This is a genomic window from Aeromonas sp. R2-3 (assembly GCF_040908375.1).
Taxonomy (GTDB): Bacteria; Pseudomonadota; Gammaproteobacteria; order Enterobacterales; family Aeromonadaceae; genus Aeromonas; species Aeromonas veronii.
The window spans coordinates 160074-186357 of sequence record NZ_JBFODP010000032.1; the positions used below are offsets into that span (position 1 = coordinate 160074).

Consider the following 26284-nt stretch of genomic DNA (forward strand, 5'->3'; position numbering starts at 1 on the left):
TATGCTGAGGATCCTTATCGCAACCCATGGTTCACTGGCGCCGGCCCTGCTGGCCAGCGCCAGCATGGTCTACGGCGAGCTGCCCGCCGTAGCCACAGTCTCTCTTACCGAAGAGGGGGGAATAGAGGCGTTTCGCACCGAGTTTGAACAGACCCTGCGCCGTCATGGCGCGGGGGCTGACGGGGTGCTGGTGCTGTGCGACATGGAGTGCGGCAGCCCCTACAACGTGGCATGCCGTTTTGCATTTGACCCCGACTGGCCGCAGCCGGTAGCCGTGGTGACCGGGGTGAACTTTCCCATGCTGCTGATGAGTGCCGACTGGCTGGCGGCGACCGATGTGCACGAGGCGGCCCGCCAGTTGCTGGCCCAGGCACTGGAATCCATGGTGATCGCGGCCCCGGCGGCGCACCAGCAAGATGACAACTTCTAGGAGAGCGAGATGGCGATTTCATTTGTACGCATTGACGATCGGGTGATCCATGGCCAGCTGGTGACGCGCTGGGCCAGAGAGCTGCCCTGCGACGGCATCGTCGCGATTGATGACGAGGTGGCGGCCGATCCGCTGCTCTCCCAGGTGATGATCGGCGCGGTGCCGGACACCAAGGTGTGGCTGTTCGACGTGGCGACGGCCATTGCCAAGCTGCCCAAGGTGATCGCCAGTGACAAACGTTACTTCGTGATTGGCAAGTCGCCGGTCACCCTGCAGCGACTCTGCGCCGCCGGCATCTCTCTTGAGAACCACAATGGCAAGATCAACGTGGGGCCCATGAGTGCCCGCGAGCAGACCACCACCATAGGCCCCAACCAGTCGGTGACGGCGCAGGAGATCGCCGCCTTTGACTATCTGGCCAGCCTTGGCCACGAGATTGACTTTCGGCTGGTGCCGGACGCCAGCCACTACAGCTGGGCGGATGCCCAGAAAAAGCTGAAATAGGGAGCAGACATCATGTTTCTGGAAGCAACACTTATCGGGATACTCTGTTATCTCGGTGCCCTCAGCAGCCCCTGGCTGTTGGGATTGACCGGGGGCTGGTACACCATTACCCGCCCGCTGGTTTCGGGCATGCTGGTCGGTGCCATTCTGGGGGATATTCAGACCGGGATCCTGATCGGGGTGGCGGTGCAGGCAGTCTATATCGCCATGGTGACGCCGGGCGGTTCCATGCCGGCGGATCTCAACTTCGTCGCCTTTCCGGCCATTGCGCTGGGCATCATGTCGGGCAAAGAGCCGTCGGTTGCCGTGGCGATTGCCGCCACCATCGGCATCGCCGGGACCATCCTCTTCAACTTCATGATGGTGTTCAACTCCTACTGGAACCACAGGGCCGATGTGGCGCTGGAGCAGGGCGATGAACAGGGGGTTTACCTCAACAGCGCCATCTTCCCGCAGGCCAGCAACTTTGTGCTGCGTTTCGTGCCGACCTTCATTGCCGTCTACTTCGGCAACCAGTACATCGAAGGCTTCATGAACAGCCTGCCGGAGCTGGTGATCCGTACCATGACGGTGGTAGGCGGCATTCTGCCTGCTGTCGGTATTGCCATCTTGCTCAAGCAGATCATCAAGCAGAACAGCATGCTGATCTACTTCCTGGTGGGCTTTGTCGGCATCGTTTTTCTCAAGCTCAACATGGTGGGGCTGGTAATGATTGGGGCCCTGCTGGCGCTCATTCACTACAACTACAAGCCGGAACAACGCCCTGCAGTCGCTGCCTGTGCTGCCACCCAAACCGATGATGAGGATGAATTCTGATGAACACAGAGCTGCAATCAGCGGAGCTGGCGGCCAAGCAGCCGGTTGCTCTTACCCCACGGGATCTGCGTGCCTGCTGGCGTTCGTGGATGATGTACAACCTCTCCTCCATGAGCTTCGAGCGTCTCGAATCGTTCGGCTTTTGCCTTGGCATGATGCCGGCGCTCAAGAAGCTCTATCCCGGCAAGGCTGAACGGATGGAGGCGATGAAACGCCATGCCTCCTTCTATAACACCGAGCCCCAGATCGGCGCCATTATCAATGGGTTGGCAGTCGGGCTTGAAGAGAAGCGGGCCAATGGCGAGAAGATCGACGGTGAGACCATCAACACCCTCAAGGTTGGCCTGATGGGGCCCATCGCTGGCATCGGTGATTCCATGATCCCCGGTATGCTGGTGCCCATTCTGCTCAGTATCGGGATGGCGCTGGCGGCAGGGGGGAGTGTACTGGGGCCGCTGTTTTACATCATCAGCTTCAACGCCATCGCCATTACTGGCTCCTACATGTTGTTTATGAAGGGCTACAAGCTGGGCACTGGTTCGGTGGAGTCTTTGGTCAGTTCCGAGTCGGCCAAGCTGCGCGAGGCGCTCTCCCTGCTTGGGGTCTTTGTGATGGGCGGGGTGGCGGCCAGTTATGTCAACCTCTCAACCGGACTCGATTTTGTCACCTCGGACGGGGTCAATATCCAGGTGCAGAGCATGCTGGATGGCATCTTCCCCAAACTGATGCCGCTGGTGGTGGTGCTGGGTACCTGGTATTTGATGGCCAAGCGCAACGTTTCGCCGGTCAAAGCGATGCTCGGGCTGTTGGTGCTGGCCTTTGTCGGGGTCGCCATCGGTCTGTTCTGATGGGGTCAAGGCCATTTGGTCAACAATGGGAGAGCTTGGCTCTCCCTTTTTTATCGCCGTTGCGAGAGGTAATTTATGCATATCGAGGTGACTGAGGCCGCACAGCGTTGCCATCGCTGGCTGGTCTCCGAGGCGCTGCCCCTTTGGGGCGCGAAGGGGGTTGACCCCGAGCGTGGTCTGTTTGCCGAGGGATTGGATAGTGCTGGCCAGCCTTTGTGGCAGCCGACCCGTTTTCGGGTACAGAGCCGCCAGATCTATGTGTTCAGCCACGCCACCCTGCTGGGGTGGTACGACGGGCGCACCCTTGCCGAGCGTTCTGCTTTGGTCGGTATGGGTCATTTTGACGATGGGGCGGGGCATAGCGTTTTCTCCATTAATCGGGATGGTTCGATTGCTGACGCATCAGTCTGCAGCTATGAATACGCGTTTGCCCTGCTGGCTGAGTGTTGGCTCTATCGTCTGAGTGGCGATCCACGCTGGCAACAACAGGCCGAGTCGCGCTATCAGGCCATTGAGCAACTCTTTTTGGACCCGCTGCACGGCGGATTTCACTCCAGTTGGCCATCTTGCCCACTGCGCAGCCAAAATCCCCATATGCATCTGTTCGAGGCGCTGCTGGTGGCGGCAGACAGCTTTGATGATGTGATATGGCAGCAGCGGGCAACAGCGCTGTATCGGCTGTTTCGTCAGCGTTTTCTGGAGCGCGGTTTATTGCGCGAGTTTTTCGACGACGCGCTGCTGGTGCGTCATGCCGATTCCCGTCTCATCGACCCGGGTCATCACTACGAGTGGTGCTGGCTGCTGGCACGCTACCGGACTCTTGCCAGCAGCTGGGAAATCCAGCCAACCAGCACCGAGATTGACGAGGCAATCGGGATATTGACCCGCTTTGCCATCCGCCACGGGCACGGGCAAACCGGGCTGGTGATCGATGAGCTGACCGATGATGGGCAACCCTATCGCGATACCAGCCGGCTCTGGTGCCAGACCGAACATCTCAAGGCGCTGCTGGTGGCCTACGAGCGGCTAGGGGGAGCAGAGATTGCCCATCAGATTGGCGAGGTGGTGAGGCGGATCTTCCACTACTACCTGAAGCCAGCCTTGCCCGGCCAGTGGGTCGATCAGGTCGATGTCACCGGTCGGCCGCTGACAGCTCATGCCCCAGCCAGCACCTTCTACCACCTGTTTGTGGCATTCAGCGAGCTGGCAAGGGTGGCAGAAAGGAGAGGGGAAAGTGGGTAACAGACCAAGAGAAGGTCAAAAATCCCAGCCCGGTTGTTCTGGCTGCTCGGGTTGGGTTCCCTCCTGTGCCTTGCGCTGCGCAGCCTCGACCCTGCGTTTGCGATCCCGGCACAGGCGCATCACCTCTTGTTGCTGGGCAGGGGTCATGGTGAGCCAGTTGAAACGCTCGTCGCGGTTACGCAGGCACCCCTTGCAGTAGCCCTTGTTGTTCACTTCGCAGACCCCGATGCAGGGGCTCTGCAGCGGGAATATTTCGAGCTGTTCCATTCATCACCTCGCACATCCTGTCACCTTGTTATAACCCAGCGGATCCCCTTTGGAGAAATCCTGCTTCAAGTGATTGATGTCGTTTGCTTTCCCCCTGCAAATTTGGCATCTTCCCCGCCGAGCATGGCTCTTGGCGTTATATGAGGACATATGAACAAACACGCGTACTGGCTGACCGCCGCAGTGCTGGGGCTGGCCGGTTGTGCGGGCAACTCTGACAAAGCAGAAGTGCCCAAAAAACAGACCGACAACAGATGTTTCCTGAACTGCGAGGTGCCGGAAAATCTGGGCAAGCAGTATCTGGACGGAACCTTGCCAGAGGATCTGGTGAGGGTGGAGCGGGTCAATAGCCGTGCGCGTGCCGACTACAGCAAGTTTGGCCCGCAAAGTAGACTGGTATTGGAGCGCTCCGGCAAGATGACCCGCCGTTATGGCGAGCTCTATCACCAGCTCTCCCGCTGGGTAGCGAGCGGCGGCAATCCTGCCGATATCACTCGTTACGGTATCAGCCTAGCTCAGCTGGGCGGCGCCGATCGCATGGGCAACGTGCTGTTTACCGGTTACTACTCGCCGGTGCTGGAGGTGCGTCACCGCCCGGATGCCAAATACAAATATCCCATCTATGCCATGCCAAAATGTGGCGGTCGCTGTCCGACCCGGGCCGAGATCCATCAGGGGGCCTTGGCCAATCGCGGGCTGGAGCTGGGTTACAGCAAATCCCTTATCGACAACTTCCTGATGGATGTGCAGGGCTCGGGCTTTGTCCATTACGGGGATGACGATCGGCTGCAATATCTGGGCTACAGCGGCAAGAACGGTCACGGTTACGTCAGTATCGGCCGGGTGTTAATCGATCGCGGTGAAGTGCCCAAAGAGCAGATGTCGATGAAGGCCATCAAGGAGTGGGCCAACCGTCAACCGGAGGAGAGCGTCAAGGAGCTGGTGGAGCAGAACCCCTCCTATGTCTTCTTCGAGCGTCGCCCGACCAATGATGTGATCGGTGCGGCCGGTATCCCGCTGCTGCCGCTGGCGGCCGTCGCTGCCGACAAGACCCTGCTGCCGATGGGTACCCCGATCCTCGCCGAAGTTCCCTTGCTCGATAAAGAGGGCAACTGGACCGGCAAGCACCAGCTGCGGCTGTTGATTGCGCTGGATGTGGGCGGGGCGGTGAAGAAGGGGCACCTCGATCTCTACCACGGTATGGGTGAGAAGGCCGGTGTCGCGGCCGGTCACTACAAGCACTTTGGCCGGGTCTGGAAGTTGGGCCTGCACCACGGGCCGACCGCTGCCCCCTGGTTGTAATCCTCTGAGGGGTTGGGCGTCTGTCATCGGGCGCCCGAGTAATGTGAAGAGACAAAAAAAGCCGCCGGATTGCTCCGGCGGCTTTCTATTTTGTGAGAGTGGCAGCTGGTGGCTGCGTCAGCTCTTCTGGATATCCAGCCGGATAGCACCGACCGGTTTGCAGCAGCAGGGGAGGCACTCCCCTTGGGCGACAAATGCCAGCGGCACCGCAGGATAGTGCACCTTGCCAGCCATCAGCGGAGTGCGGCAGGCGCCGCAATAGCCGCTGCGACACTGGAACTCCACATGATGACCGTGGCGTTCCAGGGTCTCCAACACGCTTTCGCCGGGATGGGCGTGCAGCACGGCACCATCCCGGGTATGTACCCGTGGTGCCACGACCGCATGCTGTTCGGCAGGTGCGTGCGGGGCAGGGGTCAGCGTGTTGGTGGCGTCACTCACAGCTCGAAATCACCCAGGTCGTCGGCATTGACTTCGCTGTCGATCTGACCGACCAGATAGGAGCTGACCTCTACCTCTTGCGGGGCGACCTGTACGTTGTCGGAGGAGAGCCAGGTGTTGATCCAGGGGATCGGGTTTTGCTTGGTGCCGGCAAAGGCTGGCTGCAGGCCGACTGCGCTCATGCGCAGGTTGGTGATGTACTCCACATACTGGCAGAGGATGTCCTTGTTAAGGCCGATCATGGAGCCGTCCTGGAACAGGTACTCGGCCCACTCTTTCTCCTGAATGGCCGCCTCCTTGAAGATCTCGAAGCAGGCCTGTTCGCACTCGGCGGCGATCTCGGCCATCTCCGGGTCATCCTGGCCGGTGCGCATCAGGTTCAGCATGTGTTGGGTACCGGTGAGGTGCAGCGCTTCGTCGCGGGCGATCATCTTGATGATCTTGGCGTTGCCTTCCATCAGTTCGCGCTCGGCGAAGGCAAAGGAGCAGGCGAAGCTGACGTAGAAGCGAATTGCTTCCAGCGCGTTGACGCTCATCAGGCACAGATAGAGCTTCTTCTTGAGCTCGCGCAAGGTGATGGTCACCTCGCGGCCCGCGACGGTGTGGGTCCCTTCACCATGCAGGTTGTAGAGGGCGGTCGCTTCGATCAGGTCGTCGTAGAAGTGGCTGATGGAGCCGGCGCGCTTCAAGATCTGCTCGTTGGTCACGATGTCGTCGAACACCTGGGCGGGGGTGTTGACGATATTGCGGATGATATGGGTGTAGGAGCGAGAGTGGATGGTCTCGGAGAAGGCCCAGGTCTCAATCCAGGTTTCCAGCTCAGGAATGGAGACCAGCGGCAGCAGGGCCACGTTGGGGCTGCGGCCCTGAATGGAGTCCAGCAGAGTCTGGTACTTCAGGTTGGAGATGAAAATGTGCTGCTCGTGGGGCGGCAGGGCCTGATAGTCGATGCGATCACGGGAGACATCCACCTCTTCCGGGCGCCAGAAGAAGGAGAGCTGCTTTTCAATCAGCCGCTCGAACACTTCGTGCTTTTGTTGATCATAACGGGCTACGTTGACCGATTGGCCAAAAAACATCGGCTCTTTGAGCTGGTCGTTTTGGGTTTGGCAGAAAGTTGAATAGGCCATGGTTACCAGAATATGTGAATAGAGAAAACAGGAGAGCGGGAGCTTGTCGCTCCCGCCCGGTTATCAGTTCTTGCCGTGACTTAGATTTTGCAAGCCCCGCCAGCGCAACCGTCATCTTGCAGATCGGTCTGGGCATCGTCTGCACCATCACGGGTGTTGTGATAGTACAGGGTCTTGAGGCCGTATTTGTAGGCGGTCAGCAAGTCCTTGAGCAGCTGTTTCATCGGGACCTTGTTGCCTTCGAAACGGGCAGGGTCGTAGTTGGTGTTGGCGGAGATCGCCTGATCCACAAACTTCTGCATGATACCGACCAGCTGCAGGTAGCCGTCAACGCTCGGTTGCTTCCAGAGCAATTCGTATTGATCTTTCAGGCGATCATACTCGGGCACCACCTGTTTGAGAATGCCGTCTTTGGAGGCCTTGACCGACACCAGACCACGCGGCGGCTCGATGCCGTTGGTGGCGTTGGAGATCTGGCTGGAGGTCTCGCTCGGCATCAGGGCGGTCAGGGTGGAGTTACGCAAGCCCACTGACTTGATCTCTTCACGCAGACTTTCCCAATCCAGATGCAGCGGCTCGTTACACAGCGCATCCAGATCCTTCTTGTAGGTGTCGATGGGCAGGATGCCCTGGGCATAAGTGGTCTCGCCAAACAGCGGGCAGGGGCCGAACTCGCGTGCCAACTGCACGGAGGCTTTCAGCAGGTAGTACTGAATGGCCTCGAAGGTGCGGTGAGTCAGTGCCAGACCAGTGCCGTCAGAGTAGCGGGCACCGTTCTTGGCCAGGTAGTAGGCGTAGTTGATGACGCCGATCCCCAGGGTACGACGACCCATGCTGCCCTTCTTGGCGGCGGCGATCGGGTAGTCCTGATAGTCGAGCAGGGCGTCGAGGGCACGCACGGCCAGATCGGCCATCTCTTCCAGATCTTCCAGCTTCTCGATGGCACCGAGGTTGAAGGCGGAGAGGGTGCACAGGGCGATTTCGCCACTCTCGTCGTCGATGTTGTTGAGCGGCTTGGTCGGCAGCGCAATCTCGAGGCAGAGGTTGGACTGGCGTACCGGCGCCACGCTTGGGTCGAACGGGCTGTGGGTGTTGCAGTGATCCACGTTCTGGATGTAGATGCGACCGGTACCGGCACGCTCCTGCATCATCAGGGAGAAGAGATCGACAGCTTTGAGGGTCTTCTTGCGAATGGCCGGATCCTGCTCGTACTTGACGTAGAGCTCTTCAAACTTGTCCTGATCGGCGAAGAAGGCGTCGTACAGACCCGGCGCATCGGACGGGGAGAACAGTGTGATGTCACCGCCCTTGATGAGGCGCTGGTACATCAGCTTGTTGATCTGCACGCCGTAGTCCATGTGACGAACACGGTTCTCTTCCACGCCGCGGTTGTTCTTCAGCACCAGCAGGCTTTCCACTTCGGTGTGCCACAGCGGGTAGAACAGGGTCGCAGCACCGCCGCGCACGCCGCCCTGGGAGCAGCACTTCACGGCAGTCTGGAAGTATTTGTAGAAGGGGATGCAACCGGTGTGGAACGCTTCGCCGCCACGGATGGGGCTGCCCAGACCGCGGATGCGACCCGCGTTGATGCCGATACCGGCGCGCTGGGAAACGTAACGCACGATGGAACTGGCGGTGGCGTTGATGGAATCCAGACTGTCGTCGCACTCGATCAGCACGCAGGAGCTGAACTGACGGGTCGGGGTGCGCACGCCGCTCATGATCGGGGTCGGCAGGGAGATCTTGAAGGTCGAGACCGCATCATAGAAGCGCTTGATGTAGTCCAGACGGGTATCTTTCGGATACTTGGAGAAGAGGCAGGCCGCAACCAGCATATAGAGGAACTGCGGGCTCTCGTAGATCTCGCCGGTGACGCGGTTCTGGACCAGATATTTGCCTTCCAGCTGTTTGACTGCCGCGTAGGAGAAATCCATGTCACGCCAGTGATCCAGATGGGTGTTCAGCTCTTCGAATTCAGCCTGGGTGTAGTCTTCCAGCAGGTGTTTGTCGTACTTGCCCATGTCCACCAGACGAGCCACGTGCTGGTAGAGGTGGGGCGGTTCGAACTGGCCGTAGGCCTTCTTGCGCAAGTGGAAGATGGCCAGACGGGCTGCCATGTACTGGTAGTCCGGGGTCTGCTCGGAGATGAGGTCAGCCGTTGCCTTGATGATGGTTTCGTGAATGTCGGCGGTACGGATACCGTCATAGAACTGGATGTGGGATTTGAGCTCTACCTGGGAGACCGACACGTTGTCGAGCCCTTCGGCGGCCCAGTCCAGCACGCGGTGAATTTTATCCAGATCGATGGGTTCTTTGTGTCCGTTACGCTTCGTCACAAACAAGTTCATTGGCTGATGACCTTCAGTTGATTCCCGAAAAACCATCGCACAATGGCGCCACCCAGGCCCCGGCGGTGTGCGGGAGTTGGGTAGAGATTGTGCGATGAATCACAAGATGTAGTGTTATTTTAAGTTCGAGCTACAAGATAGTGAGGTCAGCCCGCCATTGCAATGTGTGGATAAGTGACGAGCTGTGGATAAATTGTGAGTCTTGCCCCATCAGTTAGTGACCGCTCACAGTGAGCGGGTTTTCATTCGTCCGCTCCGCTAAATGCAAGTCTCCCGATCGAAGATGGAAAATTTAAATAACTTTTTTTGCTTGCGAAACGGGGGGCTTTTTACTAGCAAACGGCGGCTGATTATCCCTTATGCAACAAGGGTCAAAAGCTGTCCAGTTGTCGCAGCTGCGGGCTCAGCGTGGCAAGGGCTTTGCATCAGATGACGGTGGTTTGTGGCCGCTTTGTGACGGCTGCGAGCTTGTCAAATGGGTATCCAACAGGCAGAAAGCTGCCTTTATTATCCATGAATAGACGAGTGATGGTGGCGCAGGAGGCAGGAGCGTAAAGGAAAGATGCAAGGGGCGGAGAGTCTCTTCGCCCCGTTATCGCATATCAGCGCGTTACGCCTTGGCCGTCAACTCATAGCGCAGCCAGTGGTGCAGGGCTTGCACGGTATCGAATTGCAGATCGGCGCCCCACTGGGCGGGATCTTCCTCATCATTGAGATAGCCCCAGCCAGCGACCGCGGTGCGCATGCCAGCATTGCGGCCTGCTTCGATATCCCGCACATGATCCCCCACATAGAGGCAGTGAGCCGCCTCGACCCCCAGCTTCTCACAGGCAAAGAACATAGGGGCGGGGTCGGGCTTGCGTACTGGCAGGGTATCGGCACTGACAGTGACGCCGCAGCTGGCAAGCTGTGGCAGGGCTGCCAGCAGCGGCTCGGTGAGAAAGCCCGGCTTGTTGGTGACTATGCCCCAGGGGAGCTGTTTCTCGTCGAGCCACTCGATTAGATCCACCATTCCCTCATAGGGGCGGGTACCGACGCAGAGATTGGCCGCGTAGTAGTCGAGTAGGGCATTGCGCAGGCGCGTGGCCCCCAGCTCTTCGAGCAGTTCATCGCCGAGGCCCGCTTTCAGCAGCCCGAGCGCTCCGTGGGAGGTGGTCTGACGAATAATGTCGTCAGAGAGCGGCGCAAAGCCTTCGCTGATCAGTACATGGTTGACGGCGGCCCCCAGATCCGGGGCTGTGTCGAGCAGGGTGCCGTCCAGATCGAACAGCACACCGCGCAGGGGCAGAGGGTGAGAGGCACTCATCAACCGTGCTCCGGGCGGACAAACTCCACCATATAGTTGACGTCGACATTTTTGCCGAGCTTGAACTGGTTGGTGAGGGGGGCGTAGTGGACGCCGCTCATGTCCCGCACCAGCAGGCCAGCTGCTTCCCCCATGCGACACAGTTCGGCCGGGGTGATGAATTTTTTGTGATCGTGGGTACCCTTGGGCACCATCTTCATCAGGTATTCGGCCCCGATGATCATCATCAGATAGGATTTGGGGTTGCGGTTGATGGTGGAGACAAACACCCGGCCGCCCGGGCGCACCAGGGTAGCGATGGCGCGCAGCACGGAGGCGGGGTCCGGCACATGCTCCAGCATCTCCATGCAGGTGACCACGTCATACTGGCCCGGCACTTCGGCAGCATGGGCTTCGGCGGTGATCTGGCGGTACTCGAGCTCGACACCCTGCTCCAGAGCGTGCAAGCGGGCGACGCCGAGGGGCTCCTTGCCCATGTCGATGCCGGTTACCCTGGCACCACGGCGGGCCATGCTCTCGGAGAGAATGCCGCCACCACATCCGATATCGAGCATGCGCTTGCCAAACAGACCGCCACTTTTGTCGGTGATCCAGTCAAGGCGTACCGGATTGATTTGATGCAGGGGTTTGAATTCACCTTCCATGTCCCACCAGCGGGAGGCGATGGCTTCAAACTTGGCGATTTCTGTCAGATCGACATTGGCATCACTGTTCATTTTTCGAAGATCCTGTGGCAGGGCGCCCGCTTCTGAGTCATGGGCGCAATCTATTGTCCTGGCGGGCATTATAACGGACGGACTTTGTCACACCAGCCCGATCTGATACCCGATTTGTGGCTTAAGGTATTTGGCTCAGTGTGTTACCATGTCGCGCTGTTTAAGCCAAAGAACAACTAATTAGGGATAAGGCTTTCTATGAGCGATCTGGCCAGAGAGATCACGCCGGTCAACATCGAAGAAGAGCTCAAGAGTTCCTATCTTGATTACGCCATGAGCGTGATCGTAGGACGAGCTCTGCCGGATGTGCGTGATGGCTTGAAACCGGTTCACCGCCGCGTTCTGTTTGCTATGAACGAGTTGGGGAACGACTGGAACAAGCCCTATAAAAAATCGGCCCGTGTGGTCGGTGACGTAATCGGTAAATATCACCCGCACGGCGATATCGCTGTGTATGACACCATTGTCCGGATGGCGCAGGATTTTTCCATGCGTTACATGCTGGTCGATGGTCAGGGCAACTTCGGTTCAGTCGACGGCGACAGCGCCGCGGCGATGCGTTATACCGAAGTGCGGATGGCCCGCATCTCCCACGAGCTGCTGGCTGATCTGGACAAAGAGACCGTGGACTGGGTGCCGAACTACGACGGCACCGAGATGATCCCGGCGGTCATGCCTACCAAGGTTCCCAACCTGCTGGTCAACGGCTCCTCCGGTATTGCGGTGGGCATGGCGACCAACATTCCGCCTCACAACCTCACCGAGATTGTCAATGGCTGCCTGGCGCTGATCGAAAACGGCGACCTCACCATTGACGAGCTGATGACCTACATCACCGGCCCGGATTTCCCCACCGGCGGCATTATCAACGGTCGTTCCGGCATCGTGCAGGCGTACCGTACCGGTCGTGGCTCCATCTATGTGCGGGCCAAAGCTGAAGTGGAAGTGGACGAGAAGACCAGTCGCGAGACCATCATCGTTCACGAGATCCCCTATCAGGTGAACAAGGCTCGACTGATCGAGAAGATCGCCGAGCTGGTCAAAGAGAAGAAGATCGAGGGCATCAGTGCCCTGCGCGATGAGTCTGACAAAGACGGCATGCGCATCGTTATCGAGATCAAGCGCGGCGAGTCCGGCGAGATTGTGCTGAACAATCTCTACAAGCACACCCAGATGCAGACCACGTTCGGCATCAACATGGTGGCGCTCGATAACAACCAGCCCAAGGTGATGAACCTTAAAGAGATCCTGGATGCGTTCCTGCTGCACCGCCGTGAAGTGGTGACTCGCCGGACCGTGTTCGAACTGCGCAAGGCGCGGGATCGGGCGCACATTTTGGAAGGTCTGGCGGTTGCGCTGGCCAATATCGATCCCATCATCGAGCTGATCCGCCACAGCGCGACCCCGGCCGACGCGAAAGCGGGCCTGGTTGCCAAGGGCTGGGAACTCGGCAACGTGGCCGCCATGCTGGAAAAAGCGGGCGACGACGCGGCACGGCCAGAGTGGCTGGAGCCCGAGTTCGGTATCCGTGAAGGTCAATACTTCCTGACCGAACAGCAAGCCCAGGCCATCCTTGACCTGCGTCTGCACAAGCTGACCGGCCTCGAGCACGAGAAGATCCTGGAAGAGTACCAATCTCTGCTGGATCTGATCGCCGAGCTGCTGCACATCCTGGCGAGCCCGGCTCGTCTGATGGAAGTGATCCGCGATGAACTGCTGGCCGTGCGTGAGCAGTATGGCGACGAGCGTCGCACCGAGATCAGCATGTCCAGTGCCGAGATCAACATCGAAGATCTGATCACCCCGGAAGATGTGGTGGTTACCCTGTCTCACCAGGGCTATGTGAAGTATCAGCCGCTCTCTGACTACGAGGCCCAGCGCCGCGGTGGTCGTGGCAAGTCGGCCACCCGGATCAAGGAAGAGGACTTTGTGGAGCGTCTGCTGGTGGCCAACACCCACGACACCATTCTGTGCTTCTCCACCCGTGGCAAGGTCTACTGGCTCAAGGTTTACCAGCTGCCGGAAGCGTCCCGTGGCGCCCGTGGTCGTCCGATCATCAACCTGCTGCCGCTGGAAGAGGGTGAGCGTATCACCGCTATCCTGCCGGTGAAGGAATATGACGCCGAGAAGTATGTGTTCTTCGCCACCGCCAACGGTACTGTGAAGAAGACCAGCCTCTCTGACTTCAGCCGTCCGCTCTCCTCCGGTATCCGCGCCATCAACCTCAAAGAGGGCGATGAGCTGATCGGGGTGGATATCACTGATGGCAGCAACGAGATCATGCTCTTCTCCGATGCGGGCAAGGTTGTTCGCTTCGCCGAAGGTAGCGGTCGCGCCGATGCCGATGTCAGCGATGAGGTCGAAACCGACGACGATGCCGGCAACGACGATGATGGCAGCGACAACGGTGAAGGCACCGAAAGCAAGGGTACCTTCAAGGGTGTGCGTCCCATGGGCCGTACCGCCGCCGGTGTGCGCGGCATCAAGCTGGGCGCCGGTGACAAGGTGGTTTCCCTCATCGTTCCGCGCGGCGAAGGTGCCATCCTCACCGCCACCGAGAATGGTTACGGCAAGCGGACTGCGTTGGCCGAATACCCGACCAAGAGCCGTGGTACCCAGGGTGTTATCTCCATCAAGGTGGATGAGCGCAATGGCAAGGTGATCGATGCGATCCAGGTCGAAGATACCGACCAGATCATGCTGATCACCAACGGCGGTACCCTAGTGCGTACCCGTGTTGCCGAGGTGAGCGTCATTGGCCGTAACACCGGCGGTGTCCGTCTGATCCGTACCGGTGAAGACGAGACCGTGGTTGGCCTGCAGCGTATCGCCGAGAGCGACGAAGACGAAAACGACGCTTTGGCCGTTGACGGTGAGGTATCTGAAGGTACTGATACCGCGACCGGCACTGATGCGGTCGATGCTGGGGACGCGGGCGACGAGTAATCGTCACCTGTTACCCGAGCAACGTCTCTGAGCAAAAAGAGCGGCCCTGGTGGTCGCTCTTTTTATTTGTCTGCTTTTTATGACTCTACGCTGCTCTTACGGCTGGATCACTCCTGCAGCCACATTCTGGCGCTGCGGGCAGGAATGGCGACCCGTACCCACTGGCTCTGCACGTTGACTACGGACCCTTGGTCGAGCACGTCCCGATAGTTGCGATACCAGTTCATCTCGAACCTGGCGGTATCGAGCCAGTACTCCTGCTCATAGTCGCACTTGTTGATGCCGACCAGCCCCTGTTTGCCCCGTTTGAACAGCACGAAGCAGTCACCGCTGCCGACAAGCTGCATGGGTTGGCCCTGCACCGCATTGTGGAAGCGGATCATCCCCTTGAGATCGGCACGCTGGTAGTAATCCTGCCAGCGTAGTCCATCCTTGGCCTGGGTCTCGCCGTGATCGGAGTAGACCAGCGGCGAGCCACCATCGCGGCTGAGCAGGTAGGCATAGGCCAGCTTCTCGTCAGTCTGGCTCAGGATCTGATAGCGGAAGCCGTCGTTGGTGGGGATGTCGTGGGTCACGGCAAAGGTGACGGCGCGACTGCCCGGTAGCGCCTGACCATAGGCGCCCGGATCCGCCAGCAGGTTCATGCTGCCACCGTAACTGAAGGCACCGCGCAGGGAGGCAAACAGCGGAAAGTCATAGGCTCCCTGGCCGCTGCTGTCGAGGTAGGGTTTGAGGAAGCGCTCGTAATCGGTACTGCCAGCACCCCCTGTGGTGATCACCTCGCCAAACACGTGCATCCCCTGTTTGATCTCGGGGGTGAATACGGCGTTGATCTGGTAATCGCTCATATGTTTGACCGCATCGACCCGAAAACCCTTGATCCCCATCACCTTGAGCGCCTTGAGATAGGCCTGTTGCTGGCTTACCACCCAGTTGTTGGGATCCAGATCCGGCAGCCCCTTGTCACCGGCACCGCCACAGAGTCGCCAGTACTGGACATGACCCGGATCGCTCCAGTCGCTGATGCACCCTTCCGGATGAAAATCCTGACCGGAGAGGAAGTTTTGCCCGAGATCGCCAAACAGTTTCTGGCGCTCGAAATAGGCCGGGTTGCTGGCGTAGATCTGCAGCAGCTCGTTGCCGGGATAGTTGAGGTCCTGGCGTTTCCAGCTTTCGTTGGCCATGTGGTTGAGCACCACATCGGCATAGACGGCGATGCCACGCGCCTTCATGGCGGCGATCAACTGCTCTAGATCCTGTTTGTTGCCAAGAGGGGAGTCGACAAGACGCAGATCCTGGGGTTGGTAACGAGCCCACCACTCGTTGCCTGATGACTTGAGAGGCGGCGAGATGAGTACCTGTTTGTAACCGGCCGACTTGATAAGGTCGGCTTTGGCGGTCACTTCACTGTACTTCCAGTTGAAGGCGTGCAGTATGACGTCGGCTTGCGCCAAGGGGGCGATCAGCATACCTGCGATCGCCCATATTCCCGCTGTGTGTTTCATTATTGTGTCCCTGTTTTTATAGATGCCTGAATGGGCAAGCCAGCTTTGGCGGGAACAGAGTGAGCTGCAATCCACAACCTGCAGATTTGTGACCGCTTTCAGGATGATTTCGCCGAATATGTGAACTGTTTCGGCTTTTCCTCGCCACCGCCAGTTGCCTTTTTACAAGTGATTTTTTTGTCATTTCCCTGTCATTCCCAGCCGCTATCCTGCCGGGCGAGTGGTGCGTTGTTGCTATCACCTTCACCGTCAGGAGCTGCATATGACCAGTTGGATCACGTGGGAAATTTGGTGGAGCCGGGTATGGGGCGAGTCAGAGGTGCCGCAGTATAAAGAGGATGAGCACGAAGTGGCTCATGAGCCCTCGCGACTGCCGGTTGAAATGGTGCAACAGGGTCGGGATCAGCGCGCAGGCTAAGGCGTTAACCTTCTCTTTACCGGGTAGCGCTTTCTTGTCGCGACATGGCTACTTCGTTGGCCAATTTGGAAAGCGGGATTTCCACGGGATGTGTTGCGGCATATCTTCCTCTCAACCTATTGGCACGCCTGATGTGTGAAGGGCGTGAACAGGGGGATTAGAAGAGCGACAGCTGTTCCCCGGGGCGGATAAACCCATCCAGTCTGAGCTGAATATGACGTTTGCCCAGATCGAGGCGCTTGCTGATGAGGCGAAAGCGCTGGGCCAGCAGATCGGCAAAGTGCCCCCCACCGCGCATGCGGGTACCGAAGGCGGTACTGTTGAGCCCGCCACCGCGGCTGGCTCGCAACTGATTCAAAATAGCTTCCTTCTGGCCCGGATAGTGGGTATCGAGCCAGTCATCAAATAGCGGCGCCAGTTCGTGGGGCAGGCGCAGCAGGATGTAATCGGCGCAACTGGCGCCTGCCTCGGCCGCCGATTTGATGATCTGCTCCAGCTCCGGCTCATTGAGCCGCGGGATCATGGGGGCGGCCAGTACCCCCACCTGCACGCCAGCGTTGGCCAGCTTCTCGATCACTTTCAAGCGGCCTGCACCCGTGCTGGCGCGGGGCTCCAGCTGTCGGCGCAGGGTTTCGTTCAAGGTCGTCACCGACACCATCACCTGACACAGTCCCTCTCTGGCCAGCTCGGTCAACAGATCGAGGTCGCGCAAGATCATGGCGCTCTTGGTAATGAGCCCGACCGGATGGCGGTGGGCCAGCATCACTTCCAGCAACTGCCGGGTGAGGCGATAGCGCTGCTCGATGGGTTGATAGGGGTCGGTATTGGCGCCAATGAAGATGGTCTGTGGCTGATAGGCCGGTTTGGCAAACTCCCGGCGCAGCAGGTCGGCTGCATTGCGTTTGGCAAACAGCTTGCTCTCGAAATCGAGGCCAGGGGAGAGCTCCAGATAGGCGTGACTGGGTCTGGCATAGCAGTAGATGCAGCCGTGTTCGCACCCCTGATAGGGGTTGATGGAGCGACCAAAGGGGACATCTGGCGAGCTGTTGTAGCTGATGATGCTGCGTGCATCGATCTCCCGCACCTCGGTGCCAGGCACAGAAGGAGTGAAGGTGGCATCCCAATCGGACGATTGCCAGCCGTCATCAACCGCTTCGACAAGGGGGGCGCTAAAACGGTGATCGATATTGTGGGGGCTGCCTCGTCCTGCCATGGTGTGCACCGACACTGTTTATACATACAGTTGTTTTGCTGGTGCCCCGGATAAATGACAACTACTGCTGAGCGACCGGGTGCAAAAAGGGTTGTTGCAGGGATCTCTTGCTTGATTGCGGCGCTACATTTCGTTTACATAGACGAAATGAGAACTGGATCACGGAAATTATCATGAGTCCCACTACTTCCCGTTGGCTATTTATCGGTCTGATTGCGCTGGTTATCTGGCGTCTGCTTCCGCTCTCCACCGAGCAGGAGATGGCTGCTGCCAACCGTGCTTGGCGTACCGGTCACTTTGATGAGGCGACCCGGATCTGGTTGCCACTGGCCGATCAAGGCCAACCTCGGGCACAGGCACTCATGGGCTGGAGCCATGAAGTGGGGCAGGGGAGCGAGCAGGATATCCATCAGGCCATCAGCCTCTATCGCCAGTCGGCGCAGGCAGGGGATCCCTTCGGCCAATATCGGCTGGCAGAGCTCTATCTGCGCGGTGTCGGGGTCAAGCGAGATCTGCGCCAAGCCTTTCACTGGATGGATCAGGCTGCCCGCAATGGTGATGTCCCGGCCATGCTGAAAGTCGGCGTCCTTCATCTGATGGGGGTCAGCGGCAGGGTCGATCTGCCTCAGGCGAAACAGTGGCTCTATCAGGCGGCACAAAAGGGCAACAAGCTGGCGCTTCAGGTGCTGCAAGAGCTGGCGCTGGCCGAGGAGGGGAGCAGTGACTTTGACTTCAACTGGCAATCTCTGCTTGGTGAATAGTCGGCAGGCGACTCATTTGACTGTAGAAAATATCTGCAAATCCGATACAGCACGCCCGACTTCTGGTAGCATGGGGCCGTTTTGGCTTGGTTTGTCACGTTAGACACGCTGTTTGCGTGTCAGGCCGTCTTCGCAAAGTGCTGTGGAGAACCAGAACATCACCTTTTTGAATCTCTTTTCCATCCCGCATGTGACCTTTGGTAGTAGTCACCAATCCTGATCCATCCTGTTTATTTCCATTCATTTCCGCACTCTAACTCATTGTTTTATCATGGCCTGAGTGTCATTCCTGTTCCAAGCTGTTCGCGTTGGTTCTGGCTTGTCTATTTAAAATTGTGCACCAAAGTGTGTACCATGGACACATTACACCAGACGAGAGCAGTGCAATGGCATTGAGTGACGCGAAGCTGCGCAAGATTGCAGGCAAGCCGTATGACGGTCCGACCGAGTTGCCGGACGGGCAGGGGCTGTCTGCCCGCATCAGCCCATCTGGGCACATCAGCTTTCAGTATCGGTACCGGCACGGCCAGCGGGCCCGCAGGATGTCGCTCGGTGCTTATGGTGACGTCAGCCTCAAGGAGGCGCGGGAGCGCCATGCCGAAGCGCGCCGGATATTGCAGACCGGCAGCGACCCCGCCACGGTGCGGATGATGGAGATCAGAGATCGCCATGCCGCCGTGACGGTCAGCGACTGCCTGAATGCCTGGCTGGAAAGTCCGCAGGCGATCCGGCTGGTCAAACTCAACCAGTGGCGACGGCTGTTCGATCTGCACGTTGTGCCGGTTGTCGGTCAGTTTGTCGTGGACGAGATGACTACCCAGCACTGGGACAAGGTCTTTGCCCCGATGCAGGAGGATGCCAGCACCCAAGCCGGGATCCTGCTCGGCAAGCTCAAGGAGGTACTGGATTACGCCCAGCGCCGCAGCATGATCAGCAGCAACATCCTTTCCAGCTGGAAGGTGAAGGACGTTGGCACCCCTATCAAGTCGCGCTCTCGCTACCTGAGCGATGAGGAGATCGGCCAGTTCTGGCAGGCTGTGGACATCACCGACATGACCGATGCCCACAAGATCATGATGAAGCTGATACTGCTCACCGGTTGTCGTGGGGTAGAGATCCGGATTGCCAAGAAGGCTGATTTCGATCTGGCGAAGGGGATGTGGCGCGTGAGTGATGACGATTCAAAGACGGGGATCGGGTTTGTGCGCGGCATGTCGCAGCAGGCTTGCGATCTGCTGGCGGAGGCCTTTGCATTCTTCCCTGACCATGTCTATGTGTTCCCGCCAGCGCGCAGCCTTGACGATCGGCCCATGGCGGCCAGTGTACTGCTGAGCCTGGCAAAGCAGGTCGGCAAGGTGATGGGGGTGAATGACTGGGGCAACCACGATCTGCGCCGCACCATGAAAACGGTGATGAGCCGGATCGGGGTTCACCCCCATGTGTCTGAAAAGGTGCTCGGCCATAGACTGGCTGGCATTCTTGCCGTCTATGACCAGCACGATTATCTGGATGAGCAGCGGGCGGCCCTTGAGCAATGGGCCGCACATATCGCTCAGTGCGTGGTGCTGGTGGCTGACTCCGCAGGCATCAGCCCGCGGGCAACCAGGAATGCGATCACTTCGTGACGGCGCCACAGGGTGCCGCCCTTAGCCATCCAGTTAAGCGGCTCCGGGAACGGGGTGCCGGCGGCGGCCCACTCCTGACGGCGTCGGTAGAAGGTGGTTCTGCCGATCCCGCCTAGCAGCTGTTCGATGTCACAACGGCGGATCAGTGCCGGGGTTTGGGTGTGTTGTGCCATATGTCCTCCGTCAGAACGGGATATCATCGTCAAAATCAATCGGCGGCTCGTTGTAAACGGGCGGTGCCGGTTGCTGTGATTGGCGGTTATGTCCGCCCTGTGGCTGTGATGCTGGTGGCTGTTGCGGCTGGCCCTGCTGCTGCCTGCTGCCAAGCATCTGCAGTACGCCGGTGAAGCTATCTACCAACACCTCTGTGGTGTAGCGGTCGCTGCCGTCCTGCGCCTGCCATTTGCGGGTTTGCAGCTTGCCTTCGACGTAGACCTGCGTTCCCTTCTTGAGGTGCTGGCCTGCCACCTCGGCCAGCTTGCCCATGAACACCACGCGGTGCCACTCGGTGCGCTCTTTCTGCTCGCCTGATAGCTTGTCGCGCCATGATTCGGAGGTGGCAAGAGTGATGGATGTCACCGCTCCGCCGCCCTGGTTGTAGCGCACTTCCGGATCCTGCCCCAGATTTCCGATCAGGATGACCTTGTTGATGCCTCGTTTCATTCTGCGATCCTTTTGAATTCGACTACCCACACCCACGGATTGCTGTCCCAGCTCTCCTGTCCGTAAATCCGCTCCCACAGCCTGCGGAATGCTCGGCGGGGCTTCTCAAACCACCCAGCCGCAATGGCCGCTGGTGATGTGCCATCGTCCACCCCCTCGGCGAGCGCGTCCTGCTCGTTGATGTCGTTCAGGCGCTCAACTCGAACGGAAGTGATCTCAAGCTGGATGCGGCTCGCCCAGCGCGGCATGTGGATTGATGGAGTTCCGCGCCACTCTCTGTGTAAAGTCAATCCGTTAGTTGGCTTCTCATCCGTGGCCTGATACGCAACCTTTTTACCAATTGGGTAGAAGCGCTTCCTGTAATACTCGCTCTCTGGCTGCCATCCCCCGTACACCCAGCAACTCTCCCGTACCCACAGGCGATCTCCTGGTTGGCCGAACGGGCAGAATTGCCGGTAGTATGGCTGACTGCGCTCGTCTGCCGGATCCCCGCTGTTGAGGTGGTGGCATTCGCCTACCTTCGCGGCCACATCAAACAGGTGGAGAGTCTTGGCAGTAATGGTCCGCCGTGTCTGGGTCTTCTTCCCGCTCAGGATGGCCCTGACCATCTCGCCGTTGAAAATTACAGGTCTCTCTTTCATCTCTTCACCCATGCTGTTCTGTTGTTGCGACCTTCCAGCGGTAGCCGCGGTGGTGCTTCTGCTCGCCGCGCAGGCATCGTGAGATCATCTCCCGGTCAAACCCCATCTGGCGGTGTGCCTCGTGGATGCTGCCGAACTGGACGGTCTTGCCGTTGCGATAGGTGCCGATCACCGGCTTGCACTCCCACTGTGACGGGGTGACCTTGTCCACATAGAGGCGGCGGCCTGATGCCGGTACCCCGAGCGAGTTGCAGATCTGGCATTTTTCAACCCGGGTATCGAATCTCGGTTCGCGGTGAATGGCCGCGATGATCCCGCTGGCCCGCGAGGTGCTGACGTTGAACTCGGCCGCCACGTCAGCGCTGACGACCCCCTGCGCTATGGTGTGAACCCACTCTGCCACGTCTTGAACGATGCTCATGCAGACCCCTTAAATCAGTGCCAGCGCCACGAAGGCGGCCAGTGTGTTGAGTGCCAGAATGGTGAGTCCGGCGGCTTGTTGTTTGGTCATATCTTCCATCCGTCCTGGTCTAGTGTGGGTGCAATGGTCACCATGTCTTGCCACACCCGCGCCACCTGCTCATCGCGCAGGGTAGGGGCGTTATCGTCGGCATGCTGGCCAACGGCGATCATGGTTGGCGTGGCCTGTTTCGGTACCAGCACCCAGCCTTCCGGCAGTTCAATCTCGAGCGATTCGGCATAGAACAGCTGCATGCGCATTGCCGGGGTGAGTTGTATTTTCATGCTGCCTCCACGTTGTCGATGTGCTGTTCTTCATCAGGATGCAGCAGGCGGCTGGCCATATCGGTTGCGCAGGTCAGGGTGGTGGCGTCATCGCTACCGCTGTCGATGATGTCGCGAACGTAGCCGGCCAACAGGTTGGTGTTGCTCGGGGTGAGCAGTTCAACCTCATCAACCTGGTACATCACTGCCTTGACGGCAGGAAAGTTGCGCCAGTCGGCCAGCGGCTCGATATCGGCCAGCGGGTTAACCGGTGCGCTGGTGGCCTCTGCTTCAGGTGCTTCATTGCCCCAGCAGTCCCAACCGGCGGCGGATTCGCGGGCGAACAGCTCGATGCGCGGCACTTCTCCTTCAAGTGCACCGCACATTTTCTCGATGGCAGCGCGAAACTCGTTCGGCTTCTGGCTGTGTTTTCCAACCTCTGCCTCGATGACGGCCCGCACGGCCCGATCTTTGATGAGCTGCTTCAACTTACCGCGCACCCCAATCAGGGCAGATTCAGACCCCGCCCGGGTGGTGAACCCCATACCGAAGTGCGGGTTCCAACGCTTGGTCATCTTGCGCCAGACAAAGCCGTTCATGTTGACCAGGCGGAAGCCCCACGCCTTGCACAGGTCGATGGCTTCTTGCGGCATGCTGCCGACCCACCACATCACCAGCAGGCAGTGATCGTCAGCGAGCTTGGCAACCGGCAGTGCGGCCATGTCGGCCAGACTAGTGACGGTGTATTGCGCCTCGGCAGAGCTGGTCATGCTGCCGCCGGTGTTCTTGTTGTTGAACTGCCAAGCTGGGTCGGCGTAGATGACGCGGTATTTGCGATCTGTGTTGAAGATGTCGATGTTCATGACAGCTCCTTTGCAAATGCAACTGCTGATTCGCAGTCTTCTAACCAGTCACCACAGCCGTGTTTTTCGCGAACAGCCTCAGCGCAGGTATACAGCCGATGCGGGTTGAACCCCCATGTCACCCGTCCGCATTTCGGACAGTTGCCACGGTTACGACCTGTTGTCTGACGCTCACGACGGCGTTTTGGCTTACGAACACCGGCGGCTGTCACCATTCTGCGTTCGTTGATGCGGTTAACCTGGAATGTGCGACGACTGATGGATTGCACATACTCCAGCCGATAGATGGTCACTGAATTGAGCACTCTCGCGGCCGCTTCTACTTCTGCTCTGGTTAGAACGAGTGCATCCGAAAGGTTTACAGAGCTGCCGCCTTCATCGGCTTTCCAGTAAACGTCGTTTCCGTCGAAATCGCCGATACAGCAGTGGATCACATACTGATCGCAGCCTGTTGCCAACCCTGCCATGCACTCATCAAGGTGCTGGTGATCCACCCGCACGGTAGCGAGCTCATCGACCAAGGTTTTGCTGAGCGGAACATCTGTGTGCCGACGGTCGATGTAGTACTGAGCCTCTTCCTGCGTGTAGACGTGAGCCTTATCGAGGTTTGTTGTATAGCCATTTCCATTAAGCGCCCAGAACATGCAGGAGCTTCCTACGTTGGATCTTGCGTCACGAAGGTAGAAGCTGCTCATGCTGCCACCCCCGAAGGATCAACATGACACGGCATGATGATGGCTTTGGCGCCAGCGTAGTGGCGGCTCTGCAGATCGACCTCGATAGCAGTTGTCGCACCTCGCAGGTTGACGGCACATTGCGCGTAATGGCTGCCAAGCTCCTTGCAGGCCTTGGCCACGGGAGCGCAGAAGTCGAAGTTGATCCCGATGCGGTCGGTAGGTATGGCCTCGCCAGTTGGCACAACACGCTCCCAGTCAGGGAACTTTCCATCAATCTTGTGGAAAAAGGCGCATTGCTGGTGGCCCTGACCATCAAGGACTGCTGCCGCTGTCGGTGGTACATCCTCAAACTCGCCGGTGATGCGGTTTCTCACCTTCATGTTGAATGGTGTCACTTCAACGCAGCGCGCTACACCGATATTGCTCTCATCGTCATAAAACAGTTCGAGGTTGTGAGCCTTCGCCGGGATCTTACCTTTGATGGCAATAATCATCTGCTCATCAGGGCGCAGGTCTGACTCGTATGGTGAGACGAACATCACATGACCATCGGTAGCGACGATGTGTGATTTGGTGATCATGATGCCGTTCAGGTAGTAGCGCACATCATTCTTGGCCTGAAACAGCATGGCGGCCTTGACCAGTGCGGCAGGTACGGTGGCGATGTGTTTCATGCTGCGATCTCCTTCTCACTCGGCAGGCCGATAAGCGCGTTCAGGTCTGCGGTTTGAACTGCCGGCAGTTGCACCTTCTTGATCTCTTTCGGCATCAGTTCGGCTGCTTCCGGCCACACTTTCAGCAGCTGGTTATCTGTGTTGATGCCGCTCATGGCTGCAGCCACGCTGTTTTCGATGTGCTCGCGCTTCTCCTTGATCGATTTGGCATCCTGCTCAAGCTGGTGGAACTCGATGGCAAGCGGATGATCTGCCGCCAACTTGCATGAACGGCACGGCTTTCTTACCGACTCATGGCAAGAGTCATAGCCAAAGGTGCCGTTAAAGCGCGGGCGAATGCTGATCCCGCCGCAGTTCAGGTAAAAGTCGCTATCAACGTTGATTGGTTGGTATCCGGTAGTTACACCTTCCGGCAGCGCCTTCGTGATGGCCTTGATTTGCTCGATGGCCTTATCGACAGCCTCAGCACCTTCTTTGCCACCAAGGGAATCGACACGCACCGCCTCTGCCCAATCAACGCGGCGCAGGCGCAGCGCTTCTTCTGCTGCAGGAATGCCAGCCTTGACGGCCGCGGCCTTGATGATCTGGAGCTTTATTTCGTTGGTGAGTCTCATGCTGCATCCCCTGTGTTTTCCGGATACCAGACAAAGCCATCTTCGGCTTGGCGGATGACCTTGCCGCACTTCATGGCGTAGTGAAATTCAGCGGTGGCGCCTTGGGAGTTAACCCAGTTCGGCAGCATGATCACCTCGTCAGCGATCTTGACCATCTCGATGCAGATGCCCATGTATTGTTGCTGGGTGAGGCCGTCCGGCAGGGTTGCCGGGTTGAGTACGACGTGGCCTTTTTGCTGCTGGTGGAGCGCTTCGGTGTTGAAGGCAGGGCGGTTGTATTCCGGCAGGCCAGACATTGGCCCTGCGATGTAGACGATTTTGCGTTGTTGGTTCGACATGGTTCATCCCGTTTACTGGTGTAACTGGGATAAAGATATGCGCTATGCGCAAATGCGTCAAGCGCATATTTGCAGATGTAAAAAAGCCCACCGTGCTGGTGGGCTTATCCTTGGGTGGTTACCGGTTATGCCTTGGCGTACTTCTCGGCAAACTTCTCATCAGACATGCAGATGTAGATGATGAACTCGATGAAGGCGATAAAGGCCGGGATAAACGTCCAGCAGAAGATCAGGTAGAGAAAACCCTGCAGGGCCTTGCCAAGGTAAAACTTGTGAATACCAAGCCCACCAAGGAAGAAAGCGAGAAGGGCAGCCGTGATCCGGCTCTTGCTCGCACCATACACAGCGCCACAATGCGGGCAAGACACCGCTGTTTTGTGAATTTCTTTACCGCACCCGCGACAAAAAACCATATCTGACATATTAACTCCATATTATTTGTAATATTAAAATACAAACTACTCTGCATCTATCGATTATATGTCTTTCCGCCAGTAGAAATTCCGTAGAGCCACGAGCTGTAAGGAAAGCGCCCCAAAATCGTTGCATTTTCGCCAACGGCAGCCAGAGCCATTCCCCTGCAAAGGAGGCTAACCCCACCTTGCATTCTTTCACACATAGCATCCGGGCTATCTATGAACTCAGTTTTATTCAAGCGCATCATAATAGCAGTCTGACCTTTAGGAATTGCTCCAATTGGCGGTATGACAAATATGGTTAGTTGCGTATAGCAGACCACTGCTGTCACTGCGAGAATAGCAATACCTGCGATCATCATTTTTTTCATAATTGGCTTCCATTTTTCCATATTTATAAAAAATAATGGCACTACGGCTTTACCATTACTACCAACTCAATTGTTTTTTGCTTGCCTTAAGGTTCTCGTTGTACATCATCAACAGATTGTCGTAGTTGCACATGTCAATTCCGCTATTGCAGTAATCGTTGATAACCCGATCCATTATTTTGCGATCAGTGGCCTGCGTCGCTTTCTTGAATGAGTTGAGGTTCTGATCTTCCATCATGCGCAGCATTGACGGCTGGCACATATCTAGCTGGCTTTCACAGTAGTCTTGCTGGACGCGATCCTTGATGTACTGGATTACTTCCTGCTTCTGGGCCTCTGAACCATCAAAATCCATCGGGTGGATAAAGCCAGCCATTGCAGAGATCGGGAATAACATCATCCCGAGAATTACCGATTTGTTTTTATATCCCATTGCAATCTCCATATTTTTCTGTTTTTTTATTATGTACATAACACATAAAAATA

The 26284-nt window shown here is 57.9% G+C and carries 31 protein-coding genes; 10 read left to right on the top strand and 21 right to left on the bottom strand.

Annotated elements, in window-relative coordinates; all coding sequences use genetic code 11:
* Nucleotide 1: 1 nt before the first annotated feature.
* The 5 genes from AB5Z02_RS18250 (at nucleotide 2) to AB5Z02_RS18270 (ending at nucleotide 3840) form a co-directional block, all read left to right on the top strand.
* Nucleotides 2–430: a PTS sugar transporter subunit IIA gene (locus AB5Z02_RS18250; RefSeq protein WP_368216598.1), complete on the top strand. Its 429-nt coding sequence runs from the start codon at nucleotides 2–4 to the stop codon at nucleotides 428–430.
* 9 nt (nucleotides 431–439) lie between these two features.
* On the top strand, nucleotides 440–934 hold the full coding sequence (locus AB5Z02_RS18255; protein ID WP_041207847.1) for a PTS sugar transporter subunit IIB: 495 nt from the start codon (nucleotides 440–442) through the stop codon (nucleotides 932–934).
* A 12-nt stretch (nucleotides 935–946) separates the two neighbouring features.
* Nucleotides 947–1750, top strand: coding sequence for a PTS sugar transporter subunit IIC (locus AB5Z02_RS18260; protein ID WP_064336030.1), 804 nt, complete (start codon nucleotides 947–949; stop codon nucleotides 1748–1750).
* Nucleotides 1750–2598, top strand: a complete 849-nt coding sequence (locus AB5Z02_RS18265; protein ID WP_064336031.1) for a PTS system mannose/fructose/sorbose family transporter subunit IID — start codon at nucleotides 1750–1752, stop codon at nucleotides 2596–2598. The genes AB5Z02_RS18260 and AB5Z02_RS18265 overlap by 1 nt, the downstream gene beginning before the upstream one ends.
* 75 nt (nucleotides 2599–2673) lie before the next feature.
* Nucleotides 2674–3840, top strand: a complete 1167-nt coding sequence (locus AB5Z02_RS18270; RefSeq protein WP_368216599.1) for an AGE family epimerase/isomerase — start codon at nucleotides 2674–2676, stop codon at nucleotides 3838–3840.
* A gap of 15 nt (nucleotides 3841–3855) precedes the next feature.
* Here the strand turns inward: AB5Z02_RS18270 and AB5Z02_RS18275 are convergent, their stop codons facing one another.
* Nucleotides 3856–4107 (bottom strand): DUF1289 domain-containing protein, encoded by a 252-nt coding sequence (locus tag AB5Z02_RS18275; RefSeq protein ID WP_368216600.1) that lies wholly within the window; start codon nucleotides 4105–4107, stop codon nucleotides 3856–3858.
* A gap of 150 nt (nucleotides 4108–4257) precedes the next feature.
* Between AB5Z02_RS18275 and mltA the strand changes: the two genes are divergently transcribed.
* Nucleotides 4258–5409 (top strand): murein transglycosylase A, encoded by a 1152-nt coding sequence (mltA, locus tag AB5Z02_RS18280; RefSeq protein ID WP_005336713.1) that lies wholly within the window; start codon nucleotides 4258–4260, stop codon nucleotides 5407–5409.
* A gap of 117 nt (nucleotides 5410–5526) precedes the next feature.
* Here mltA and yfaE read toward each other — a convergent pair whose 3' ends face one another.
* The 5 genes from yfaE to ubiG form a co-directional block, all read right to left on the bottom strand.
* Entirely contained in the window at nucleotides 5527–5850 is a 324-nt protein-coding gene (gene yfaE / locus AB5Z02_RS18285) for a class I ribonucleotide reductase maintenance protein YfaE (protein ID WP_005345363.1), read from the bottom strand.
* On the bottom strand, nucleotides 5847–6980 hold the full coding sequence (nrdB, locus tag AB5Z02_RS18290) for a class Ia ribonucleoside-diphosphate reductase subunit beta (protein ID WP_005336708.1): 1134 nt from the start codon (nucleotides 6978–6980) through the stop codon (nucleotides 5847–5849). Before nrdB ends, yfaE begins: the two co-directional genes overlap by 4 nt.
* 80 nt (nucleotides 6981–7060) lie before the next feature.
* Nucleotides 7061–9328, bottom strand: a complete 2268-nt coding sequence (gene nrdA / locus AB5Z02_RS18295) for a class 1a ribonucleoside-diphosphate reductase subunit alpha (protein ID WP_368216601.1) — start codon at nucleotides 9326–9328, stop codon at nucleotides 7061–7063.
* Nucleotides 9329–9938: 610 nt separating this feature from the next.
* Nucleotides 9939–10634 (bottom strand): HAD family hydrolase, encoded by a 696-nt coding sequence (locus AB5Z02_RS18300; protein ID WP_204381913.1) that lies wholly within the window; start codon nucleotides 10632–10634, stop codon nucleotides 9939–9941.
* Nucleotides 10634–11350, bottom strand: a complete 717-nt coding sequence (ubiG, locus tag AB5Z02_RS18305) for a bifunctional 2-polyprenyl-6-hydroxyphenol methylase/3-demethylubiquinol 3-O-methyltransferase UbiG (RefSeq protein ID WP_108571790.1) — start codon at nucleotides 11348–11350, stop codon at nucleotides 10634–10636. Before ubiG ends, AB5Z02_RS18300 begins: the two co-directional genes overlap by 1 nt.
* Before the next feature lie 198 nt (nucleotides 11351–11548).
* On the opposite strand from ubiG, the gene gyrA reads away from it, so the two are divergent.
* On the top strand, nucleotides 11549–14296 hold the full coding sequence (gene gyrA, locus AB5Z02_RS18310) for a DNA topoisomerase (ATP-hydrolyzing) subunit A (protein WP_368216602.1): 2748 nt from the start codon (nucleotides 11549–11551) through the stop codon (nucleotides 14294–14296).
* Nucleotides 14297–14403: 107 nt separating this feature from the next.
* Here the strand turns inward: gyrA and AB5Z02_RS18315 are convergent, their stop codons facing one another.
* Nucleotides 14404–15801 (bottom strand): alpha-amylase family protein, encoded by a 1398-nt coding sequence (locus AB5Z02_RS18315; protein ID WP_231720785.1) that lies wholly within the window; start codon nucleotides 15799–15801, stop codon nucleotides 14404–14406.
* Nucleotides 15802–16063: 262 nt separating this feature from the next.
* Between AB5Z02_RS18315 and AB5Z02_RS18320 the strand changes: the two genes are divergently transcribed.
* The gene (locus AB5Z02_RS18320; protein WP_162895351.1) at nucleotides 16064–16219 is read left to right on the top strand and encodes a hypothetical protein; all 156 of its coding nucleotides are present in this window, start codon (nucleotides 16064–16066) and stop codon (nucleotides 16217–16219) included.
* A 157-nt stretch (nucleotides 16220–16376) separates the two neighbouring features.
* On the opposite strand, the gene AB5Z02_RS18325 is transcribed toward AB5Z02_RS18320, so the two are convergent.
* Nucleotides 16377–17432 (bottom strand): PA0069 family radical SAM protein, encoded by a 1056-nt coding sequence (locus AB5Z02_RS18325; protein ID WP_368216603.1) that lies wholly within the window; start codon nucleotides 17430–17432, stop codon nucleotides 16377–16379.
* 173 nt (nucleotides 17433–17605) lie between these two features.
* Here AB5Z02_RS18325 and AB5Z02_RS18330 point away from each other — a divergent pair, with 173 nt between their 5' ends.
* Together AB5Z02_RS18330 and AB5Z02_RS18335 are read left to right on the top strand one after the other, a co-directional pair.
* The gene (locus AB5Z02_RS18330; protein WP_368216604.1) at nucleotides 17606–18193 is read left to right on the top strand and encodes a tetratricopeptide repeat protein; all 588 of its coding nucleotides are present in this window, start codon (nucleotides 17606–17608) and stop codon (nucleotides 18191–18193) included.
* Between the two features lie 386 nt (nucleotides 18194–18579).
* A complete protein-coding gene (locus tag AB5Z02_RS18335; protein ID WP_368216605.1) occupies nucleotides 18580–19818 on the top strand; it encodes a tyrosine-type recombinase/integrase in 1239 nt (412 codons plus the stop codon).
* Here the strand turns inward: AB5Z02_RS18335 and AB5Z02_RS18340 are convergent.
* The 13 genes from AB5Z02_RS18340 to AB5Z02_RS18400 form a co-directional block, all read right to left on the bottom strand.
* Nucleotides 19746–19991 (bottom strand): AlpA family transcriptional regulator, encoded by a 246-nt coding sequence (locus AB5Z02_RS18340; RefSeq protein ID WP_043851906.1) that lies wholly within the window; start codon nucleotides 19989–19991, stop codon nucleotides 19746–19748. The two genes, AB5Z02_RS18335 and AB5Z02_RS18340, sit on opposite strands and share 73 nt — an antisense overlap.
* Nucleotides 19992–20001: 10 nt before the next feature.
* Nucleotides 20002–20481 (bottom strand): single-stranded DNA-binding protein, encoded by a 480-nt coding sequence (gene ssb, locus AB5Z02_RS18345; RefSeq protein ID WP_368216606.1) that lies wholly within the window; start codon nucleotides 20479–20481, stop codon nucleotides 20002–20004.
* Complete coding sequence (locus AB5Z02_RS18350) at nucleotides 20478–21134, bottom strand: hypothetical protein (RefSeq protein ID WP_368216607.1); 657 nt, start codon at nucleotides 21132–21134, stop codon at nucleotides 20478–20480. The genes ssb and AB5Z02_RS18350 overlap by 4 nt, the downstream gene beginning before the upstream one ends.
* Nucleotides 21127–21543: a hypothetical protein gene (locus tag AB5Z02_RS18355; protein ID WP_368216608.1), complete on the bottom strand. Its 417-nt coding sequence runs from the start codon at nucleotides 21541–21543 to the stop codon at nucleotides 21127–21129. The genes AB5Z02_RS18350 and AB5Z02_RS18355 overlap by 8 nt, the downstream gene beginning before the upstream one ends.
* An 86-nt stretch (nucleotides 21544–21629) precedes the next feature.
* Nucleotides 21630–21866, bottom strand: a complete 237-nt coding sequence (locus tag AB5Z02_RS18360; RefSeq protein ID WP_368216609.1) for a hypothetical protein — start codon at nucleotides 21864–21866, stop codon at nucleotides 21630–21632.
* Nucleotides 21863–22708, bottom strand: coding sequence for an MT-A70 family methyltransferase (locus AB5Z02_RS18365; protein ID WP_368216610.1), 846 nt, complete (start codon nucleotides 22706–22708; stop codon nucleotides 21863–21865). The genes AB5Z02_RS18360 and AB5Z02_RS18365 overlap by 4 nt, the downstream gene beginning before the upstream one ends.
* Entirely contained in the window at nucleotides 22705–23403 is a 699-nt protein-coding gene (locus AB5Z02_RS18370; RefSeq protein WP_368216611.1) for a hypothetical protein, read from the bottom strand. Before AB5Z02_RS18370 ends, AB5Z02_RS18365 begins: the two co-directional genes overlap by 4 nt.
* Nucleotides 23400–24059 carry a hypothetical protein gene (locus AB5Z02_RS18375; RefSeq protein WP_368216612.1) on the bottom strand — a complete coding sequence of 220 codons (660 nt, stop codon included), beginning with the start codon at nucleotides 24057–24059 and terminating at the stop codon, nucleotides 23400–23402. Before AB5Z02_RS18375 ends, AB5Z02_RS18370 begins: the two co-directional genes overlap by 4 nt.
* Nucleotides 24056–24673: an Nmad5 family putative nucleotide modification protein gene (locus AB5Z02_RS18380; protein WP_368216613.1), complete on the bottom strand. Its 618-nt coding sequence runs from the start codon at nucleotides 24671–24673 to the stop codon at nucleotides 24056–24058. The genes AB5Z02_RS18375 and AB5Z02_RS18380 overlap by 4 nt, the downstream gene beginning before the upstream one ends.
* Nucleotides 24670–25011: a DUF4406 domain-containing protein gene (locus AB5Z02_RS18385; RefSeq protein ID WP_043851898.1), complete on the bottom strand. Its 342-nt coding sequence runs from the start codon at nucleotides 25009–25011 to the stop codon at nucleotides 24670–24672. Before AB5Z02_RS18385 ends, AB5Z02_RS18380 begins: the two co-directional genes overlap by 4 nt.
* 125 nt (nucleotides 25012–25136) lie before the next feature.
* Nucleotides 25137–25433, bottom strand: a complete 297-nt coding sequence (locus AB5Z02_RS18390; protein WP_268842307.1) for a TM2 domain-containing protein — start codon at nucleotides 25431–25433, stop codon at nucleotides 25137–25139.
* 47 nt (nucleotides 25434–25480) lie between these two features.
* The gene (locus tag AB5Z02_RS18395) at nucleotides 25481–25798 is read right to left on the bottom strand and encodes a hypothetical protein (RefSeq protein ID WP_279975890.1); all 318 of its coding nucleotides are present in this window, start codon (nucleotides 25796–25798) and stop codon (nucleotides 25481–25483) included.
* 58 nt (nucleotides 25799–25856) lie between these two features.
* Nucleotides 25857–26231, bottom strand: a complete 375-nt coding sequence (locus tag AB5Z02_RS18400) for a hypothetical protein (protein ID WP_368216614.1) — start codon at nucleotides 26229–26231, stop codon at nucleotides 25857–25859.
* Nucleotides 26232–26284 lie beyond the last annotated feature (53 nt).

Excerpts from the sequence above, each read along its gene's own strand:
- AB5Z02_RS18380 (WP_368216613.1), bottom strand. The coding sequence starts at position 24,673 with ATGAGACTCACCAACGAAATAAAGCTCCAGATCATCAAGGCCGCGGCC.
- AB5Z02_RS18335 (WP_368216605.1), top strand. The coding sequence starts at position 18,580 with ATGGCATTGAGTGACGCGAAGCTGCGCAAGATTGCAGGCAAGCCGTAT.
- AB5Z02_RS18385 (WP_043851898.1), bottom strand. The coding sequence starts at position 25,011 with ATGTCGAACCAACAACGCAAAATCGTCTACATCGCAGGGCCAATGTCT.
- AB5Z02_RS18270 (WP_368216599.1), top strand. The coding sequence starts at position 2,674 with ATGCATATCGAGGTGACTGAGGCCGCACAGCGTTGCCATCGCTGGCTG.
- AB5Z02_RS18320 (WP_162895351.1), top strand. The coding sequence starts at position 16,064 with ATGACCAGTTGGATCACGTGGGAAATTTGGTGGAGCCGGGTATGGGGC.
- AB5Z02_RS18375 (WP_368216612.1), bottom strand. The coding sequence starts at position 24,059 with ATGAAACACATCGCCACCGTACCTGCCGCACTGGTCAAGGCCGCCATG.
- AB5Z02_RS18275 (WP_368216600.1), bottom strand. The coding sequence starts at position 4,107 with ATGGAACAGCTCGAAATATTCCCGCTGCAGAGCCCCTGCATCGGGGTC.
- AB5Z02_RS18300 (WP_204381913.1), bottom strand. The coding sequence starts at position 10,634 with ATGAGTGCCTCTCACCCTCTGCCCCTGCGCGGTGTGCTGTTCGATCTG.
- AB5Z02_RS18365 (WP_368216610.1), bottom strand. The coding sequence starts at position 22,708 with ATGAACATCGACATCTTCAACACAGATCGCAAATACCGCGTCATCTAC.
- AB5Z02_RS18350 (WP_368216607.1), bottom strand. The coding sequence starts at position 21,134 with ATGGGTGAAGAGATGAAAGAGAGACCTGTAATTTTCAACGGCGAGATG.
- AB5Z02_RS18260 (WP_064336030.1), top strand. The coding sequence starts at position 947 with ATGTTTCTGGAAGCAACACTTATCGGGATACTCTGTTATCTCGGTGCC.
- AB5Z02_RS18340 (WP_043851906.1), bottom strand. The coding sequence starts at position 19,991 with ATGGCACAACACACCCAAACCCCGGCACTGATCCGCCGTTGTGACATC.
- AB5Z02_RS18395 (WP_279975890.1), bottom strand. The coding sequence starts at position 25,798 with ATGAAAAAAATGATGATCGCAGGTATTGCTATTCTCGCAGTGACAGCA.
- AB5Z02_RS18255 (WP_041207847.1), top strand. The coding sequence starts at position 440 with ATGGCGATTTCATTTGTACGCATTGACGATCGGGTGATCCATGGCCAG.
- gyrA (WP_368216602.1), top strand. The coding sequence starts at position 11,549 with ATGAGCGATCTGGCCAGAGAGATCACGCCGGTCAACATCGAAGAAGAG.
- AB5Z02_RS18360 (WP_368216609.1), bottom strand. The coding sequence starts at position 21,866 with ATGAAAATACAACTCACCCCGGCAATGCGCATGCAGCTGTTCTATGCC.
- ubiG (WP_108571790.1), bottom strand. The coding sequence starts at position 11,350 with ATGAACAGTGATGCCAATGTCGATCTGACAGAAATCGCCAAGTTTGAA.
- AB5Z02_RS18390 (WP_268842307.1), bottom strand. The coding sequence starts at position 25,433 with ATGTCAGATATGGTTTTTTGTCGCGGGTGCGGTAAAGAAATTCACAAA.
- AB5Z02_RS18330 (WP_368216604.1), top strand. The coding sequence starts at position 17,606 with ATGAGTCCCACTACTTCCCGTTGGCTATTTATCGGTCTGATTGCGCTG.
- nrdB (WP_005336708.1), bottom strand. The coding sequence starts at position 6,980 with ATGGCCTATTCAACTTTCTGCCAAACCCAAAACGACCAGCTCAAAGAG.
- ssb (WP_368216606.1), bottom strand. The coding sequence starts at position 20,481 with ATGAAACGAGGCATCAACAAGGTCATCCTGATCGGAAATCTGGGGCAG.
- AB5Z02_RS18315 (WP_231720785.1), bottom strand. The coding sequence starts at position 15,801 with ATGAAACACACAGCGGGAATATGGGCGATCGCAGGTATGCTGATCGCC.
- AB5Z02_RS18325 (WP_368216603.1), bottom strand. The coding sequence starts at position 17,432 with ATGGCAGGACGAGGCAGCCCCCACAATATCGATCACCGTTTTAGCGCC.
- AB5Z02_RS18370 (WP_368216611.1), bottom strand. The coding sequence starts at position 23,403 with ATGAGCAGCTTCTACCTTCGTGACGCAAGATCCAACGTAGGAAGCTCC.
- AB5Z02_RS18250 (WP_368216598.1), top strand. The coding sequence starts at position 2 with ATGCTGAGGATCCTTATCGCAACCCATGGTTCACTGGCGCCGGCCCTG.
- AB5Z02_RS18355 (WP_368216608.1), bottom strand. The coding sequence starts at position 21,543 with ATGAGCATCGTTCAAGACGTGGCAGAGTGGGTTCACACCATAGCGCAG.
- nrdA (WP_368216601.1), bottom strand. The coding sequence starts at position 9,328 with ATGAACTTGTTTGTGACGAAGCGTAACGGACACAAAGAACCCATCGAT.
- AB5Z02_RS18400 (WP_368216614.1), bottom strand. The coding sequence starts at position 26,231 with ATGGGATATAAAAACAAATCGGTAATTCTCGGGATGATGTTATTCCCG.
- mltA (WP_005336713.1), top strand. The coding sequence starts at position 4,258 with ATGAACAAACACGCGTACTGGCTGACCGCCGCAGTGCTGGGGCTGGCC.
- AB5Z02_RS18265 (WP_064336031.1), top strand. The coding sequence starts at position 1,750 with ATGAACACAGAGCTGCAATCAGCGGAGCTGGCGGCCAAGCAGCCGGTT.